The sequence below is a fragment of the Asaia bogorensis genome, from assembly GCF_900465345.1.
In the GTDB taxonomy this organism is placed as follows: domain Bacteria; phylum Pseudomonadota; class Alphaproteobacteria; order Acetobacterales; family Acetobacteraceae; genus Asaia; species Asaia bogorensis_A.
The window spans coordinates 195,880-211,736 of sequence record NZ_UEGO01000001.1; the positions used below are offsets into that span (position 1 = coordinate 195,880).

Sequence of the window (15,857 nt, forward strand, 5' to 3'; positions counted from 1 at the left end):
TCGGGATCCTGTCTTGCGGGCTCACCTGGCCTCAAAAGACCTTGTCGGCGCGCAGCAGGGCGCCCAGCAGCACATTGGCACCGGCTTCGGCCTCGGCTTCGGTAATGCTTTCGGCTTCGTTATGGCTCAACCCGTCACGACAGGGGACGAAAATCATGGCGGTTGGGGTCATGCGCGCCATATAGGCGGCATCATGGCCGGGGCCGGACACAATTTCCATCGCGTCGAATCCGGCATCACGCGCGGCGTCAGACACCATGTCGATGCAGCGTCGATCGAACGGGACGGCAGGGGCATCCCAGATCTGGCGCAGGGCAAGTTCCACCCCGGCCTGCTCGGCAAGATTGGTGAGAGCCTGCTTCATTTCCTGCTCCATCACGGCAAGCGTCGCATCCTCCGGATGGCGCAGATCGATGGTGAAGAAGGTTTCTCCCGGCACGACATTATGGCTGTTCGGCCGGTTCTCGATCAGGCCGACAGTACCAAGACCCTTGGGTGCATGAGCCGTGGCGACATCCGATACGGCACTGATCATGCGTGCAGCCGCCAGAAGCGTGTCTGCGCGCATGGTCATGGGGGTTGAGCCCGCATGGGCATCGCGGCCTGTCACCGTGACCTCATACCAGCGCATCCCCTGCACGCCGGTTACGGCGCCGATGACCCGATTTTCGACCTCGAGGATCGGCCCCTGTTCAATATGGAGCTCGAAATAGGCGGCGACGGGGTGATCGCCGCATTGCTGCGTGCCACGGTAACCAATCGCTTCCAGTGCGTCGCCAAAACGTTCGCCGGCGCGGTCACGCTTGTCGAGAATTTCCTCCTCCGTGAACACGCCTGCAAACGCGCCGGAGCACATCATGGGGGGAGAAAACCGCGAGCCTTCTTCATTGGTCCAGTTGATAAGCTCGACGGGGTGACGCAACACATGCCCGGCTTCGCGCAATGCACGCAGCACGGCCAGGCCGCCCAGCACACCCAGAATTCCATCGAACTTGCCGCCTGTGGGCTGGGTGTCGAGATGGCTCCCCATGGTCAGGGGCGGAAGGCTGCTATCCTGCCCCTCAAGACGGGCGAACATGTTACCCAGTCGATCAACCGTAACCGTGCAGCCGAGCGCCGTGCAGGTGGCGGCAAACCAGTCACGTACCTGACGGTCCTCTTCCGTCAGGGTCAGGCGCTTGATTCCCCCTTTGGCGGTCTCGCCAAAACGCGCAGTTTCCATGAGATCGGCCCAGAGGGCGCGGCCATCGATACGGATATTGCTCATGCGGCGGGAGATCCTTTCAGGCGGAGAGACGATGCGGATTGGAGGGATGGTCAAGCCAAGTCATCTCGCCGTCAACAGGCTGCGGTGTCATGGTGATGCAATCATCCACCGGGCAGACATGAGCGCAGAGATTGCAGCCCACACATTCGTCCTCGATCACGCTGTATTCGCGACGGTTCGGCCCGGTGCTTTTGGCGATGGCCTGATGCGAGGTATCCTCACAGGCGATATGGCACAGGCCGCACCCCACGCAACTTTCCTGATCGATCTGCGCGATGGTGCGGAACTTCATGTTGAGCTGGTTCCAGGGCACGAAGCGCGACACGGCCCGCCCGCTCAGATCGGGCAGGGTCGCGTAATCCTTGCTGTCCATCCAGTTCGAGAGCCCGTCAATCATGTCCTCGACGATACGGAACCCGTAATGCATGGCCGCCGTGCAAACCTGTAGCGCGCTCGACCCCATGGCGAGGAATTCGGCGGAGTCCCGCCAGTTGCTGATGCCCCCCATGCCCGAAATGGGTATTCCCGCCATTTCGGGATCGCGGGCAATCTCGCCGATCATGCGCAGGGCGATGGGCTTGACCGCCGGGCCGCAATAGCCGCCATGCGTGCCCTTGCCCCCCACGACCGGCATGGGGGCCATGGCGTCCAGATCGACCCCGATAACCGACTGGATGGTGTTGATGAGCGACACCGCATCGGCCCCGCCACGACGGGCGGCGCGTGCGGGCATGAGGATATTGGTGACATTGGGGGTCAGTTTGACAATGACCGGCATGCGCGTGTTCTGCTTGCACCAGCGCGTGACCATCTCGACATATTCAGGCACCTGCCCCACGGCAGAGCCCATATTGCGCTCGGACATGCCATGCGGACAGCCGAAATTCAGCTCGATTCCGTCCGCTCCCGTCTCCTCGATAAGCGGCAGAATGGCCTTCCAGCGATGCTCCTCGCACGGCACCATAAGGCTGACGATGAGCGCCCGGTCCGGGAAATCACGCTTCACGCGCTTGATCTCGGCGATGTTGGTCGCCAGCGGCCTGTCGGAAATCAGCTCGATATTATTGAGCCCCATCAGACGCTTGCCCTCGAACTGAAGGGCGCCGTAACGCGAACTGAGATTGACCACCGGCGGGTCTTCTCCCAGCGTTTTCCAGACCACGCCGCCCCATCCGGCCTCATAGGCGCGACGGACATTATATTCCTTGTCGGTGGGTGGGGCAGAGGCCAGCCAGAACGGATTGGGTGAGGTGATGCCGGCGAAACTGGTGCGCAGATCGGCCATGATCAGAGAACTCCTGTGCCGGAGAGAGAAAGATCGTCAGGAGTCAGGTCGCTGTGAATGGCCTGTGCCGCCTCGCGCCCGTCGCGTACGGCAGCCACGGTGAGATCTTCACCCGCCGTGCAGTCGCCGCCAGCATAGACGCCAGCCAGTGTGGTGCGGCCTTTTTCGTCCACCACAAGGCGGCCATTCTCGATCAGGATCTGATCCTGTGAAACCGGATCAGGGACAAAAACCTGCCCGATCGCCTTGAGCACCATATCCGCGGCAATCGTGAAATCGACAGGGGGCGTGGCGGGGCCTGTCGACGCCTCTGCGGCTGTGTCAGTGCGTCTGAATGTCACGCCGGTGAGGGCGCCATTGTCGAATTCCAACCGGGTTGGTGCGGCCCAGAGCCGGAGCGTGACCCCGTTGGTCTGCGCCCACTCGCGCTCGACTTCGGTGGCCGACATGGTGGGCTCACCCCGACGATAAACCAGCGTGACCTCCTCGGCACCAAGGCGTTTCGCCTGTACGGCGGCATCGATGGCTGTGTTGCCTCCACCGATCACGACGACACGCCGCCCGACCTGCACCGAGGCCAGTGGGTGGGAGCGCAGATGTTCAATGAACGCCACGGCATCCTTGACGCCAGGCATGGTCTCGCCGGGGAGGCCAAGGGCCCGCACCCCGGACAGGCCGATCGCCAGAAAGACGGCGTCGTAAACCTGTCGCAACGTAGCGAGGTGGATCGTTTCGCCCAGAATGGCCCGCCCCTGATAATGAATACCGCCGATTGCCATCAGGAAATCAATTTCCTTCTGGGCAAAATCATCCGCCAGCTTGTAGGCGGCAACACCATATTCATTCAGGCCGCCCGCCTTTTCGTGCCGGTCGAACAGCGTCACCTCATGACCGTGCATGGCCAGACGATGAGCGCAGGCGAGACCCGCAGGACCCGCACCCACGATGGCGATATGTCGCCCCGTCGGGGTGGCACGTGTGAAAGGGTGCGTGTCCTGGGCCATCTGCCAGTCTGTGGCGTAGCGCTGCAGCGCGCCGATACGAACAGGTTTATGAGTTTCGATGGCGGTGTGCACACATTTCTGTTCGCACAGGATCTCGGTCGGGCAGACGCGGGCGCAGGAGCCGCCGAGGATGTTTGATTGCAGGATGGTCCTGGCCGCACCTGCCGTGTTCCGCGAGGCAATGGCCTTGATGAAACGCGGAATGTCGATATCGGTCGGACAGGCCTCGATACAGGGCGCGTCATAACAATAGAAACATCGATCGGCTTCCAGCGCTGCCTGTTCGGGGGTCAGTCCCGGATGGGCATCCGCGAAATTTCGCGCCAGAATTTCTTGGGGCAGGCGACCACAGGCAATATCAGGGCGCATGGGAGAATCCGGTTCTGTTTGTTCCGTAAAACGAACGTTACGATCGGGATGATGCGCGCTGCAAGTAAAATCTGACCATATGTTCAGATATCTGGCGCCCGACACTCTCTGCCTGATCCCGTTGCGAAGCGCGGCGGTCAGAACAGCGGGGGCAAGGAAACATGTCGCACACCTGTCTGTTCCGATATCGATACATAATCCGTGCTAGCAAGGGGGATACCGGGGGAGGTGAATCGCTTGCGCGATGCCGTAACGGCAAAGAAGTGGAACATTTTTGCATCTGGCCCAGAAAGCGTTACCGGATTGGAACGCCCCTCACGCAGGCGCTATAGGGTGAAGCGCTGGTCACGACTAAGCAAAGAGTGGGGATAAACGATGAGAATGATCGGGCTTCTGGGTGGTATGAGCTGGGAGAGCTCGGCCATGTATTATCGTCTGCTTAATGAGGGTGTGCGTGACAGGCTCGGTCCTGCCTCGTCTGCACGCTGCCTTTTGTGGTCATTCGACTTCGCCGAGATCAAGGATCTCCAGCATCGTGGCGCGTGGGATGTCCTGACCGAGCGTCTGATTGAGGCGGCGCGCCATCTGGAGAAGGCGGGAGCGGATGATCTGGTAATCTGTACGAACACCATGCACTGCGTGGCGGATGCGGTGCAGGCGCAACTATCGATTCCCATCCTGCATATCGCTGACGCCACCGGCGAACAGATCAGGCAGAGCGGCCTTCGACGTATCGGGCTGTTGGGCACGCGCTTTACCATGGAGCAGGATTTCTACAGGAAGCGACTGACCGAGCGTTATGGTCTGGAGGTGATCATTCCCGACGAACGGGACCGCATGGACGTACATCGTATCATCTATGACGAGCTCGTGGCCGGGCAGATCAACCCGTCATCCCGCGCGCTTTATCGCACCATCATGGCCCGCCTTGTCGCTTCGGGTGCTGAGGCGATCATTCTGGGATGCACGGAAATCATGCTGCTTGTCGGGGCTGAGGATAGCACGGTGCCGCTTTTCGATACGACAGCCCTGCATGTCCAGGCCACCCTCGAAAAGGCATTGGCCGACTGACAGGACGACCAGACACGCAGAAGGGCGCATTATTTCCTGATCCGGGTCGCCCAGCGTTATCAGCGCGTCGTCACCCAATTTTATGGTTATCCATATGCCAGATGGGATTTCTACCGTTGTTTGATGGGTGTTGACTGTCATCGCGGCACGAGTGGTAACGCTATGTTGCGAAAAAGCAACGATCGCAACCAAATTTCGTTATCGTTGCGTTATAGATACCAAATCGGAGAAATTTCCTTACGGTATGTATCGTTAAATTTACGAAACATATTGACGGGAGTCTCACGATGGTGCGCCGGGTAACATTGCCTTATCGTCACAGGGGCCTGCGGCAGAGCACATTGATGGTTGCCTTGTTCTGCACAGTGTTTGCTGCGCCGGCAGAGGGCCTTGCCCAGACCATCGCTCAGGGGGCGGGAACCGCGCACAAGAAGACCACCGCGCGTCGGTCATCCCACGCGACAAAAAAACCCGCTCGGGCAACGGCCAAGGCAACATCCTCGAAGGTGGGCGTGGCGGCAGGGAGCGCTGGTGGCAGCGCAGCGGTAACCGGTGCAGGCACGGCACCGCAAAACGGCGCGTCGAGTGCTGCTGCCCAGCCTGCCCTGCCTTTCTCAAGTGGCGTGGAAACGGCGGATTCTTCGCCGCAGAAAGAGACCATCATCGTAACCGGCACGCGCCTGTCGCAATCGCGCCTGACGAATGTCATGGCAGGATCGACCCTGGGTGGGGAACAGATCCGACGTCGGGGATATTACGATCTCGGTACGGCCCTGCTGCGTGAAAATCCGGCAATCAGCCAGGGTGGCAATTCCACCATCGGTAACCAGGGCAGCTTCGGGGCGGGTCAGTCCTTTATCGGCCTCCTCAATCTGGGCGCCCAGCGTACGCTGACCCTGATTGATGGCATGCGTATGGGCGGTGGCGCGACAGCCTCGATCTATGGTTCCGGTTCGGGCTCGCAGGTGGATGTGAGCACGATTCCGACCTCGCTCATTAAGGGTATTGATACGCGCCTCGGCGGTGCGGGCGCGGCCTATGGTGCCGACGCCGTGGCGGGCGTGATGAACTATACGCTCGATGACCACTTCACCGGTGTCGATTTCAATGCCCAGGGTAACTGGTCGCAAAAGCTCGATGCACCGGGTGAGAAACTGACCTTCAAGGCTGGCCGCAATTTCGACCATGACAAGGGCGGCATGGTCTTTGATGTGGAATATCGCAACCAGGGCGGTATGGTCGCCAATGACCGGCCTGATGTGTTCGGGCGCGACGCGGTGCTTTATCATCGCGTGCCGCTCGGGCAGAGCTCGCCCTATACCTATGTTCTGGGTGCTGGCTCGCGGTTCATCCAGAACTCCGTGACCGGTATTCCCATGATCACCGGTGATTACGGCAATCTGCCGGTCTATGCGGGGTCTGCTGGCGCCGCGCTGGCCGGTCAGGCCAATAACGCCGTGGCCAATGCCGCCAATATGCCGCTCATGTTCAGCCAGAATGGCCAGTCGCTCATTCCCCTTCAGGCGAATGCCTATCTCAAGGGAGATACCACGCACGGTATCGGCGGGAATGGTATCGCCCTGCAGGACTACAATCAGCTGATCGCCCCCAATGATAAGCTGAACCTGACGCTGCTCGGGCATTACGACATTACCCGGCACATCCATGCTACATGGCAGGGCTGGTATGCCCGTGGCAGCGCCGAGAGTCAGGTGGGTCAGGGCACCTGGAGCACAACCCAGTTCGACAATCCCCTGACGCTCAATACGGCTGGCCCGATGAGCAGCAGCTACTACACCAATGATGTCGTCAATGGCGCCTATGCGCTGAGCACGAGCAATCCCTATCTGACCAGCGCCGAGCAGCAGACAATCAAGAATGCTCTGGCTGCCAATGGCCAGCCGACAGACACCTTCTACCTGAACCGTCTGAACCAGGACCTCGACGCGGGTCTGTATCGCACGAAGGTGCAGATGTATCGCTTCCAGGGCGGGCTTGCCGGTGATTTCAATGCAGTGGGGCGCAAGTTCGACTGGAAAGTGCGTGGTGAATACACGCGCTACATGAACGATACCTGGACGCCTTCCATCGTCACTCCGAACCTCGTCAATGCCCTCAACGCCGTGCGTGATTCCAGCGGCAATATCGTGTGCGCTTCGGGCTATCAGAATGCACCCATCGCCACGCGCAGTTCGACCTGTGAACCACTCAATCCCTTCGGCTATAACCAGATGACGCCGGGCGCACGTGACTATGTCATTTCTGATGCCCATTCACGCAACAACAACACGCAGCGCGATATCCAGGCCGAACTGAGTTCAACGGTGTTCCGCTTGCCCGCAGGCGATATCCGGTGGGATCTGGGCTATGAGCATCGCCGCGAAGGGTATCATTTCGATCCGGGTGCCTTCTTCCGCGGCTGGCCGCAGGGTGATGGCACGTATCAGCAATATGGCAACAGCACGGCTATCCCGCCCACAGGGGGCGCGTATCATACGCATGAAGCCTTCGGCGAGCTGGACGTTCCTTTCGTCTCGCCGACCATGAACGTGCCAGGTATCTATAACCTGTCAGCCACAGCCAATGGTCGCTTCATCAATAACAGCATGACCGGCAATTACTGGACCTACATGTTCGGCGGTGCCTGGTGGCCGACGGAGGATTTCGGCCTGAGTGGCAACTACGCGCAGTCGGTGCGTAATCCCTCCGTGACGGAACTGTTTTCGCCCCGCTCCACCGATTACGAAACAGGCGTTGATCCGTGCTCCGACGCAGGCATTGGTTCCGGCCCCAACCCGGCCATTCGTGCGGCAAACTGCGCCAAGGCGGGCATCACCCAACCCTTCACCTCCAACTTCAATTTCTACACCATTCCGGGCAGCGCAGGCGGCAACAGCAACCTCAAGAACGAAACCTCAAAGAGCTATACGGGCAGCCTCGAATTCCGGCCGCATTTCGTGCGTGGCCTCGACATGAAGGCGTCTTTTGTGGATGTGAAGGTGAAAAACGCCATCACCTCTCTGGGCGCGCAGGATCTGATGAATGCCTGCTATGACTCGTCCAGCTACCCGTCCAATGCCTTCTGCAACACCTTCACACGTGATTCCTCCGGTCAGCTTTCGACCTTCAGCGCAGGCTATTACAACATTGCCAGCTATGAGACGCAGGCTTTGCAGGCAACCTTCGACTACTACGCTCCCCTGTCGCGTTTCGGGCTGGGCGACGGTGCCGGTGAAATCGATCTGAGCGGCAACTACGTTCACTATCTCAAGAGCCAGAACACCTATCTGGGCAGCACGTATTTCCTTTCGGGAACGACAGATGCACCCAATGACAACTTCACGCTCAACCTGAACTACATGCGCGGTCCGTTCTCGGCCCAGTGGCAGACGCTCTGGTATGGGCCGACCCAGTACGCGGTGCAGGTACCGGCCACGCGTTATCAGGATAACAAGCGTCCTTCATTCGCCTATTTCAATCTCTCCCTGGCGTATGAAATCACCAAGAATCTCGCGGCCAATTTCGTCATCAACAACATCACCGATGCCCTGCCGAAGGACCCGGGCATCTATGATACCAACCGTTATTACGAGGCCTTTATCGGGCGCAGTTTCCAGCTCAATATCGGCGTGCATTTCTGACGCAACCGCACCCCTCTGCAAAAGCAGAGGGGTTTTTCAACGCGCCTTTCCCGATAGTCCTGAAAGTGGCGCGGCACAGGGAAAACCTTTTGCCTTGCGGGAGCGTTGCCTGTTGCGGCCTCATTTTCAGGATCATCTGTCTCTTGCGCCCATTCATTTTCGGTACGCTTTTCGTCGTTGTCATTCTGAACTGGCTCTGGCCGCTTCCTCTGGCACTTCCCGTCAAACTGGCTGCGATCATCCTGATCGTTGGAGCGGCGCTCTTTCACCAGTGGAGCCGCCTTTCTTCCGGCTCTGTCTTTGCGCCAGAAATGCCGCGCCCTGTGGTCATCCTGTTCAACTGGGCGTTCGGCGCCCTGATGTTCGTGACCGTCGGGCAAATCATGGTCGATATTGTCGCGGCTTTGGTGGCTTTGGTGCAGTGGCATGGCATTGTGATCGGCACGATCCCGCGCGTCGCAATCGGCGGGCTGGCTGCCTTGCTGTCGGCGCTGGGAGTGTGGAATGCCGTGCGCGTACCGCCGGTCAGGCATGAGACAGTCAGCATCGCGGGGCTCGACCCTGCCTTTGATGGCTATCGCATTGCCCAGCTGACCGATCTGCACATCACCCGCGTTTTCCCGCGCCGCTGGGCCGAGGAGGTGGTGTCACGCACCAATGCCATCGGGGCAGATCTGATCGTCGTAACCGGGGATTTTATCGATGGATCGGTGGCCATGCGTCGCGACGACGTTGCCCCGCTTGCGCAGCTTGCGGCCCCTGACGGGCTGATGGCCTGTCCGGGCAACCATGAATATTTTTTCGATTATCGCGAATGGATGCAGCATATCGGCACGCTCGGCTTTCACATGCTGCTCAACACGCATCGACTCATCACCCGTAACGGGGCGTCGCTGGTGGTTGCGGGTGTGACAGATCACTCCGCAGCCGGTCATGGTGAGGCCAGGCCCGATCTGGCGGCGGCGCTGGCAGGACGTCCTGAAGGCGCGCCTGTCATACTGCTCGATCATCAGCCCGGCGGCGCGCGTGAGGCTGCCGCTCAGGGCGTGGCGCTTCAGCTTTCCGGTCATACGCATGGCGGGATGATCTATGGTCTGGACCGCATGGTGGCGCGTGGCAATAACGGCTTTGTTTCCCGCCGCTACGAAGTTGGTGCCATGACGCTTTACGTGAGCAACGGCACCGGTATCTGGCCCGGCTTCGCAGTTCGCCTTGGCAGACCCTCCGAAATTACCTGCTTTCACCTCAAATCAGCCTGACCGCTGGCGCGAAAAAGGGTAGGTCGCTTCACAGGCTGGCCGGTTATGGCCCTGCTGTAGGCACGGTCGCATGAAGCTGCTACGTCCCGCAGCAATAAAGGCGGTTGTGATAACCGTGCAGCCGGTCAGGGCGCAGGCCGGGGATATCGTGCCTCGGCGATGAAGCAGCACGTGCCGGCAATAGACAGGGGAAGAGGATGGGCCGTTATTGCGTTACGGTAACGTGCGAGGCACGTCGTGGAATTGTGGCTGTAATCTCGGGGTATCTCGCGGGAAAAGACTGCAATATCCGCGATAGCTCACAGTTCGACGATATCGAATCGAACCGGTTTTTCATGAGGACCAGTTTTCTGGCCGAGGCGAATACGAGCCTTGAGGAATTGCAGCGCGATTTCGCCCCGATCGCCGCGCAATACGGCATGACCGCCACCTTCCATGACGAGAATGAGCGGCTGAATGTCGTGATCATGGTGTCACGGTTCGGCCATTGCCTGAACGATCTGCTCTATCGCACCCGTATCGGGGCCCTGCCGATCAATATCGTTGCGGTGATTTCCAATCATCTGGATTTCCAGAAGCTGGTGGTCAACCACGACATACCCTTCCACTACATCCGGGTGACGAGGGAAAACAAACCCGAAGCCGAAGCGCAGCAGCTTGCCATCATTCGCGACAGCGGGGCGCAGCTTGTGGTGCTGGCACGCTATATGCAGGTTCTGTCTGATGAGATGTGTCAGGCCCTGTCAGGGCGCACGATCAACATCCATCACTCCTTCCTGCCCAGTTTCAAGGGCGCTCATCCCTACCATCAGGCTCATGCGCGTGGCGTCAAGCTGATCGGTGCGACCGCGCATTATGTCACGGCGGAACTCGATGAGGGGCCGATCATCGAGCAGGACATCATTCGTGTATCGCACAACCAGTCACCTGAAGACTACGTCACGCTGGGGCGTGATGTGGAAAGTCAGGTTCTGGCACGCGCAATTCATGCCCATGCGCACAGGCGTGTGTTTCTCAACGGCCGCAGCACTGTTGTCTTTCCCGCAAGCCCGGGATCCTTTGCCTCGTCGCGTAACGGCTGAGCCAGACAGCGTCCCTGTTGCACGGGATCGCTTTCAGAAGCGATCACCGGGCGATGGTCATGGTGGTTCTGGGATCCATCACCCTTTGCCGATGCGCTGGCCAATCCAGTCCATGGTACGCCCGAGATTACCGAACGGGTAGAAATGCAGGCTGACCGGGCCATGCGCGTCGACAAGCTGCTCTTCAAGCTGGGTGATCAGCTGGTCCGGTCCGGCGCTTCCCAGTAACTTGCCAAGCGATATGCCATATCGGGAAAGCACGGAGGCAGAGGCCCCTACCCCGCAGCGTGCGGCAAAACGCAGCAGGGAGGCGATCGACGCAGGTCCCGGAACGCCTATTCTGACGTGGCATGTGATCCCACGTTCACGCAGGCGCATGAGCCACGCCATGATGGCCTGAGCATCAAAGCCGAATTGCGTGACGATTTCTGGCGTCATGCCCCGTGCCTCGATATCGCGGCATTTATGCTCCAACACCGTCCAGCCTTGTTCAGGCGTCATGAGGGCATGGCCTTCCGGATATCCCCCAATATCAACAACCCTGATCCCTGCTTTCTCGAACAGGCCGGTTGCCAGCAGGGCAGCGCTGTCGGCAAAAGGGCCTGCAGGCTCGGACGGGTCCCCTGCGACAATGAAGCATCGCTCAATCCCGGCCTCGGTCACCATCTGCGCCAGCAGGGTCTCGCAGGCCGCTTTCGAGGCAAGGCGTCGGGCGGAGAAATGCGGCACAGGAAGCAGGCCAAGGGTCCTGATAGTGCGGATGGCCTCCAGACGCGCTGCTTGCGTGTCATTGGCCAGATGGGGGATCATGACAGGTGTGACTGGCTCCAGAGGTAATGCTCCCGATGACATCATGCCTTTCAGGGATGGCAGATCCTTGGTCGTGACTTCGAGCGAAAAGCGCCAGAGCCGATCCGGGTCGTGGGCCCCGTCCGTTTTCCCAGTTGATCGCACCGTCATGGCGTTCCCCCTGCCCGTTATGGGGATCATGCCCTGTGTTGTCGTTCAGGGCTGCATGAATCTGGAGAGGCGATGTATTTGAACTGCCCGGCATGATGCAGGAGCGGGCGTGCGGCCTTGTCAAGGACCATGCTGCATACCTGACCGATCAGTATGACATGATCTCCCGCCGTTACCTGCTGCACGAGATCCGTTGTGAAGACCGCCCCTGCGCCCTTTAGAACCGGCAAGCCGTCGCGCGGCTCGAACAGATCCTGCAATGTGTCGTTGCGTCGTCCCGCAAAATGCATGGCATGGGCTTCCATATCTTGCGCGAGGACACTGACGGCAAACCGGCCAGCATGGCGGACCCGCGCCAGAAGAGTGGAACGCGCACCAACACAGACACCAATCAGGGGTGGGTCGAGCGAGACCGACATGAAAGCGCTGACCGTCATGCCGTGATCGCCCTCCTCTGTGCGGGTCGTCACAACCGTGACACCGGTCGCGAACTGCCCACAGCAGGCGCGCAGGGCTTTTGGATCAAGGCTGTTTTGGGCCTTGATGTCTGGGCTGGGCTTCAGGGGGGCTTCTGTCATGATTTCTGCCGAATCTTCGTTTAATGAGCGCGGAAAATGCGGCCCTGCCGCCATTGGGGCCGAATCCTGAAAAACAGGCCGGTCAGCTTTCGCGGCCAACCGGCATCGTCTCGCTCATGATCGAGAGGGTGGGATCAGGCGCAGGTCAGCTCGCGACGGACGATCTCGGCACCGGCGGCGAGAGCCTGAAGTTTGCCTCTGGCCACGTTGCGTGAAAGCGGTGCCATGCCGCAATTCGTGCAGGGGCAGAGATTTTCGGCATCAACAAACTGAAGCGCCTTGCGCAGGGTATCTGCAACTTCTTCCGGGGTTTCGATGCGGTTGCTTGCGACATCGATGGCCCCGACCATCACCTTCTTGCCACGCAGCAATTCGATCAGCTCCATCGGCACGTGGGAGTTCTGACATTCCAGCGACACGAGATCGATGTTCGAGGCCTGCAGCTTCGGGAAGGTGCGCTCGTACTGGCGCCATTCATGGCCCAGCGTCTTTTTCCAATCTGTATTGGCCTTGATGCCATAGCCGTAGCAGATATGGACGGCGGTCTGGCATTTCAGCCCTTCAATGGCGCGCTCAAGCGTGGCAATGCCCCAGTCATTGACCTCGTCGAAAAACACGTTGAAGGCTGGCTCATCGAACTGGATGATATCCACACCGGCCTGCTCCAGCTCACGGGCTTCGGCATTGAGAATGGCGGCAAATTCCCAGGCCAGTTTCTCGCGGCTTTTGTAGTGCGCGTCATACAGCGTGTCGATCATGGTCATGGGGCCTGGCAGCGCCCATTTGATCGGCGCCTTGGTCTGCTGACGCAGGAATTTTGCATCCTCGACAAAAACCGGCTTCTCACGCGCGACCGCGCTTACGACCGTGGGTACGCTGGCTTCGTAGCGGTTGCGAATGGTGACGGTCTCGCGCTTCTCGAAATCGACACCGGCGAGGTGCTCGATGAAGGTAGTGACAAAGTGCTGGCGTGTCTGCTCGCCGTCGCTGACGATATCGACGCCTGCCACCTGCTGCTCAAGCAGCGAGACGCGAAGCGCATCCTGTTTGGCCTCAACCAGAGCCTCGCCCTCCATTTTCCAGGGGGACCAGAGCTTTTCGGGCTCCGCAAGCCATGAGGGCTTTGGCAGGCTGCCAGCAGTCGCAGTGGGGAGAAGCTTCTTCATGAAATATGACTCTTCAGAGGGGGGCAGAGGGATGGCCCACAGGGGCGGCATAGTGATGCTGAATGAAGGGCTCAGGCGGCGTAGCGGCTGGACCATTGCTCGAGAAGGCTTTTGTGCGGTGCAATGAAATGCTCGCCTGCAAATCGTCCCTGCTCGATAGCGAGGCGCGTGCGCTCCTCGCGGTCATAGACCACACGGGTGTTGGAATAATCGTTCTGGCGCAGACTGGGCTTGTAGCGTGAGGCGGCAGCCGAGTTCGCGTTGTAGATTTCCGGGCGATAGATACGCTGGAATGTCTCCATCGTGCTGATCGTGCTGATCAGTTCGAGAGGCGTATAATCATTGAGCAGATCGCCAGAGAAATAGAAGGCGAGGGGCGCGACGCATCCGGGCGGCATGAAATAGCGCACCTGCATCCCCATCTTGCCAAAATAGCTTTCGGTCAGTGAGGTCTCGTTGGGTGTGTATTCCACGCCCAGCACGGGATGCTCATTGGTGGTGCGGGTATAGATCTTGTTTTCAGAAACGCTCAGGCAGATCACGGGGGGCTTCGTGAAATGGGCCGCGTAGGCCTCAGACGCGATGAAAGCCTTGAAGATCCTGCCATGAAGAACGCCGAAATCACCGGGAACGGAAAAACTGTCACGTCCGCGATTATGCTCGGGCAGAAGCACGCTGAAATCATAGTCGCGCACATAGGATGAGAAATTATTGCCTACGATGCCCTCGATGCGCTTGCCACTGGTCCGGTCGATGATCGTGGTCCTGAGAAGCTCGATGGCAGGAAAGCTTTCACCGGACCCGGTGATATCCATGTCGATGGAGACGATATCGAGTTCGAGCGCATAGCGATGACCCTCAGGGTTGTCCCATTGAGCGAGATCGTTGAAGCGATGATCGATCATGTGCAGCGCCGCCCGCAGGTTTTCCTGCCGGGATTCACCTCTCGCGAGATTGGCGAAATTGGTGGTCAACCGCGTACCGGGAGCCGGCGCGTAGTTTTCATCGAACCGGAGACTTTTAACCTTGAAAGTGAAATCGCGGGTCATGATGGGCGGGTATCCTCTGCTGGAACCTGTTTTCCGCGCCACGTTGAAAGTGCCGCCGCGCGGTGCGAGCGAGGCCCGTTTATCCGGCGTGACCCATCATGAAGACAAATGATTATAATTCGTTATAACATGACAATCTGTCATGTTTTTCCTCGTCGTGTCAGAAAGACACGCGGGATGCTGTAGGCCCGGCGCCGTTGATCATCGGCGTCATGAGTCGATTTTGACACTGGCTGCCAGTTTGATGAATCCGTCCAGATATGAGGGTGCCGTACCCGTGCGGTGGCCCAGATGGATGGATTTGAGAATTCCGTTACCAATCCTGACGCCTTTCACCCCTTTCACCTTGCGTAGCAGCCAGTCCGGTGTGGCGCTGACAGCCCGTCCGGATGCCACAAGGCGCATCATCAGATCGGTGGTTTCCACTGTGCGGTGCCGCCGCGGCAGGGCATGGGCCGGGACGAGGAATTGCGTGTAGATATCAAGCCGCTCGCGCGAGACGGGATAGGTGATCAGCGTTTCGGTTGTGAGGTCAGAAGGTTCGATATGGTGTTTCTGCGCCAGAGGGTGCGTGTCGGACACGGCCAGTACGAGCTCGTAGTCGAAGACGGGCGTGAAGGTGAGCTCCGGGCGCGCAATCGGATCGGGCGTGACGAGAATATCGATTTCATGGCCGAGCAGAGCCGTCAGTCCGCCAAACTGGAAGGCGGTCGTGACGTCGAGTTCGACATCAGGCCACGCAGCCAAAAAGGGATCGACCACCTGCATCAGCCAGTCCTGACAGGGGTGACATTCCATACCGATACGGATCGAGCCCCGTCGACCACGCGCATAATCTTCCAGCACACCGGCGCCATGCTCAAGCTGCGGCAGGACGCGCTGGGCGAGCCCGAGCAGATAGTCTCCGGCGAGGGTAAAGCGCAATTTGTGGCCTTCGCGCTCGAACAGCTTGACGCTGTATCGGTCCTCGAAACGGCGGATGGCATGACTGACGGCAGACTGGGTCAGGCATAATTGTTCTGCTGCCTGTGTCAGGCTGCCGGTGCGATGGATTTCACGCAAAATGGCCAGCGGCTGAATGTCGATCATGATCCATGAATATCCGTCAGGTTTCCATCATCTTTGA

The 15,857-nt window shown here is 59.3% G+C and carries 12 protein-coding genes; 4 read left to right on the plus strand and 8 right to left on the minus strand.

Annotation, left to right across the window (positions count from 1 at the left end; translation table 11 throughout):
- Nucleotides 1-31: 31 nt before the first annotated feature.
- Genes ED655_RS00925 through ED655_RS00935 form a run of 3 tightly spaced genes read right to left on the minus strand, consistent with a single transcriptional unit; the run spans nt 32 to nt 3,925 of the window.
- Complete coding sequence (locus tag ED655_RS00925) at nt 32-1,267, minus strand: M20 family metallo-hydrolase (protein WP_122048636.1); 1,236 nt, start codon at nt 1,265-1,267, stop codon at nt 32-34.
- Nucleotides 1,268-1,283: 16 nt separating this feature from the next.
- A complete protein-coding gene (preA, locus tag ED655_RS00930) occupies nt 1,284-2,552 on the minus strand; it encodes an NAD-dependent dihydropyrimidine dehydrogenase subunit PreA (RefSeq protein ID WP_122038418.1) in 1,269 nt (422 codons plus the stop codon).
- A 2-nt stretch (nt 2,553-2,554) separates the two neighbouring features.
- Entirely contained in the window at nt 2,555-3,925 is a 1,371-nt protein-coding gene (locus tag ED655_RS00935; protein WP_122048637.1) for an NAD(P)-dependent oxidoreductase, read from the minus strand.
- 375 nt (nt 3,926-4,300) lie between these two features.
- On the opposite strand from ED655_RS00935, the gene ED655_RS00940 reads away from it, so the two are divergent.
- From ED655_RS00940 to purU, 4 genes are all read left to right on the plus strand, one after another.
- On the plus strand, nt 4,301-4,996 hold the full coding sequence (locus ED655_RS00940; protein WP_122048638.1) for an aspartate/glutamate racemase family protein: 696 nt from the start codon (nt 4,301-4,303) through the stop codon (nt 4,994-4,996).
- 287 nt (nt 4,997-5,283) lie between these two features.
- Nucleotides 5,284-8,637, plus strand: coding sequence for a TonB-dependent receptor domain-containing protein (locus tag ED655_RS00945; protein WP_240993433.1), 3,354 nt, complete (start codon nt 5,284-5,286; stop codon nt 8,635-8,637).
- Between the two features lie 143 nt (nt 8,638-8,780).
- The gene (locus ED655_RS00950; RefSeq protein ID WP_122048640.1) at nt 8,781-9,896 is read left to right on the plus strand and encodes a metallophosphoesterase; all 1,116 of its coding nucleotides are present in this window, start codon (nt 8,781-8,783) and stop codon (nt 9,894-9,896) included.
- Nucleotides 9,897-10,093: 197 nt separating this feature from the next.
- Nucleotides 10,094-10,978 carry a formyltetrahydrofolate deformylase gene (gene purU, locus ED655_RS00955; RefSeq protein ID WP_122038423.1) on the plus strand — a complete coding sequence of 295 codons (885 nt, stop codon included), beginning with the start codon at nt 10,094-10,096 and terminating at the stop codon, nt 10,976-10,978.
- Nucleotides 10,979-11,056: 78 nt separating this feature from the next.
- On the opposite strand, the gene ED655_RS00960 is transcribed toward purU, so the two are convergent.
- From ED655_RS00960 to ED655_RS00980, 5 genes are all read right to left on the minus strand, one after another.
- Nucleotides 11,057-11,938 carry a methylenetetrahydrofolate reductase gene (locus ED655_RS00960; protein WP_122048641.1) on the minus strand — a complete coding sequence of 294 codons (882 nt, stop codon included), beginning with the start codon at nt 11,936-11,938 and terminating at the stop codon, nt 11,057-11,059.
- Between the two features lie 26 nt (nt 11,939-11,964).
- Nucleotides 11,965-12,516, minus strand: coding sequence for a flavin reductase family protein (locus ED655_RS00965; RefSeq protein WP_122048696.1), 552 nt, complete (start codon nt 12,514-12,516; stop codon nt 11,965-11,967).
- A gap of 134 nt (nt 12,517-12,650) precedes the next feature.
- On the minus strand, nt 12,651-13,682 hold the full coding sequence (locus tag ED655_RS00970) for a methionine synthase (protein WP_122048697.1): 1,032 nt from the start codon (nt 13,680-13,682) through the stop codon (nt 12,651-12,653).
- Nucleotides 13,683-13,753: 71 nt separating this feature from the next.
- Complete coding sequence (locus ED655_RS00975; RefSeq protein WP_122048642.1) at nt 13,754-14,731, minus strand: DUF1852 domain-containing protein; 978 nt, start codon at nt 14,729-14,731, stop codon at nt 13,754-13,756.
- Nucleotides 14,732-14,941: 210 nt separating this feature from the next.
- Nucleotides 14,942-15,820, minus strand: a complete 879-nt coding sequence (locus ED655_RS00980) for a LysR family transcriptional regulator (RefSeq protein WP_122048643.1) — start codon at nt 15,818-15,820, stop codon at nt 14,942-14,944.
- Nucleotides 15,821-15,857: the final 37 nt, after the last annotated feature.

Excerpts from the sequence above, each read along its gene's own strand:
- preA (WP_122038418.1), bottom strand. The coding sequence starts at position 2,552 with ATGGCCGATCTGCGCACCAGTTTCGCCGGCATCACCTCACCCAATCCG.
- ED655_RS00975 (WP_122048642.1), bottom strand. The coding sequence starts at position 14,731 with ATGACCCGCGATTTCACTTTCAAGGTTAAAAGTCTCCGGTTCGATGAA.
- ED655_RS00970 (WP_122048697.1), bottom strand. The coding sequence starts at position 13,682 with ATGAAGAAGCTTCTCCCCACTGCGACTGCTGGCAGCCTGCCAAAGCCC.
- ED655_RS00945 (WP_240993433.1), top strand. The coding sequence starts at position 5,284 with ATGGTGCGCCGGGTAACATTGCCTTATCGTCACAGGGGCCTGCGGCAG.
- purU (WP_122038423.1), top strand. The coding sequence starts at position 10,094 with ATGGGCCGTTATTGCGTTACGGTAACGTGCGAGGCACGTCGTGGAATT.
- ED655_RS00940 (WP_122048638.1), top strand. The coding sequence starts at position 4,301 with ATGAGAATGATCGGGCTTCTGGGTGGTATGAGCTGGGAGAGCTCGGCC.
- ED655_RS00980 (WP_122048643.1), bottom strand. The coding sequence starts at position 15,820 with ATGATCGACATTCAGCCGCTGGCCATTTTGCGTGAAATCCATCGCACC.
- ED655_RS00965 (WP_122048696.1), bottom strand. The coding sequence starts at position 12,516 with ATGACAGAAGCCCCCCTGAAGCCCAGCCCAGACATCAAGGCCCAAAAC.
- ED655_RS00935 (WP_122048637.1), bottom strand. The coding sequence starts at position 3,925 with ATGCGCCCTGATATTGCCTGTGGTCGCCTGCCCCAAGAAATTCTGGCG.
- ED655_RS00925 (WP_122048636.1), bottom strand. The coding sequence starts at position 1,267 with ATGAGCAATATCCGTATCGATGGCCGCGCCCTCTGGGCCGATCTCATG.
- ED655_RS00960 (WP_122048641.1), bottom strand. The coding sequence starts at position 11,938 with ATGACGGTGCGATCAACTGGGAAAACGGACGGGGCCCACGACCCGGAT.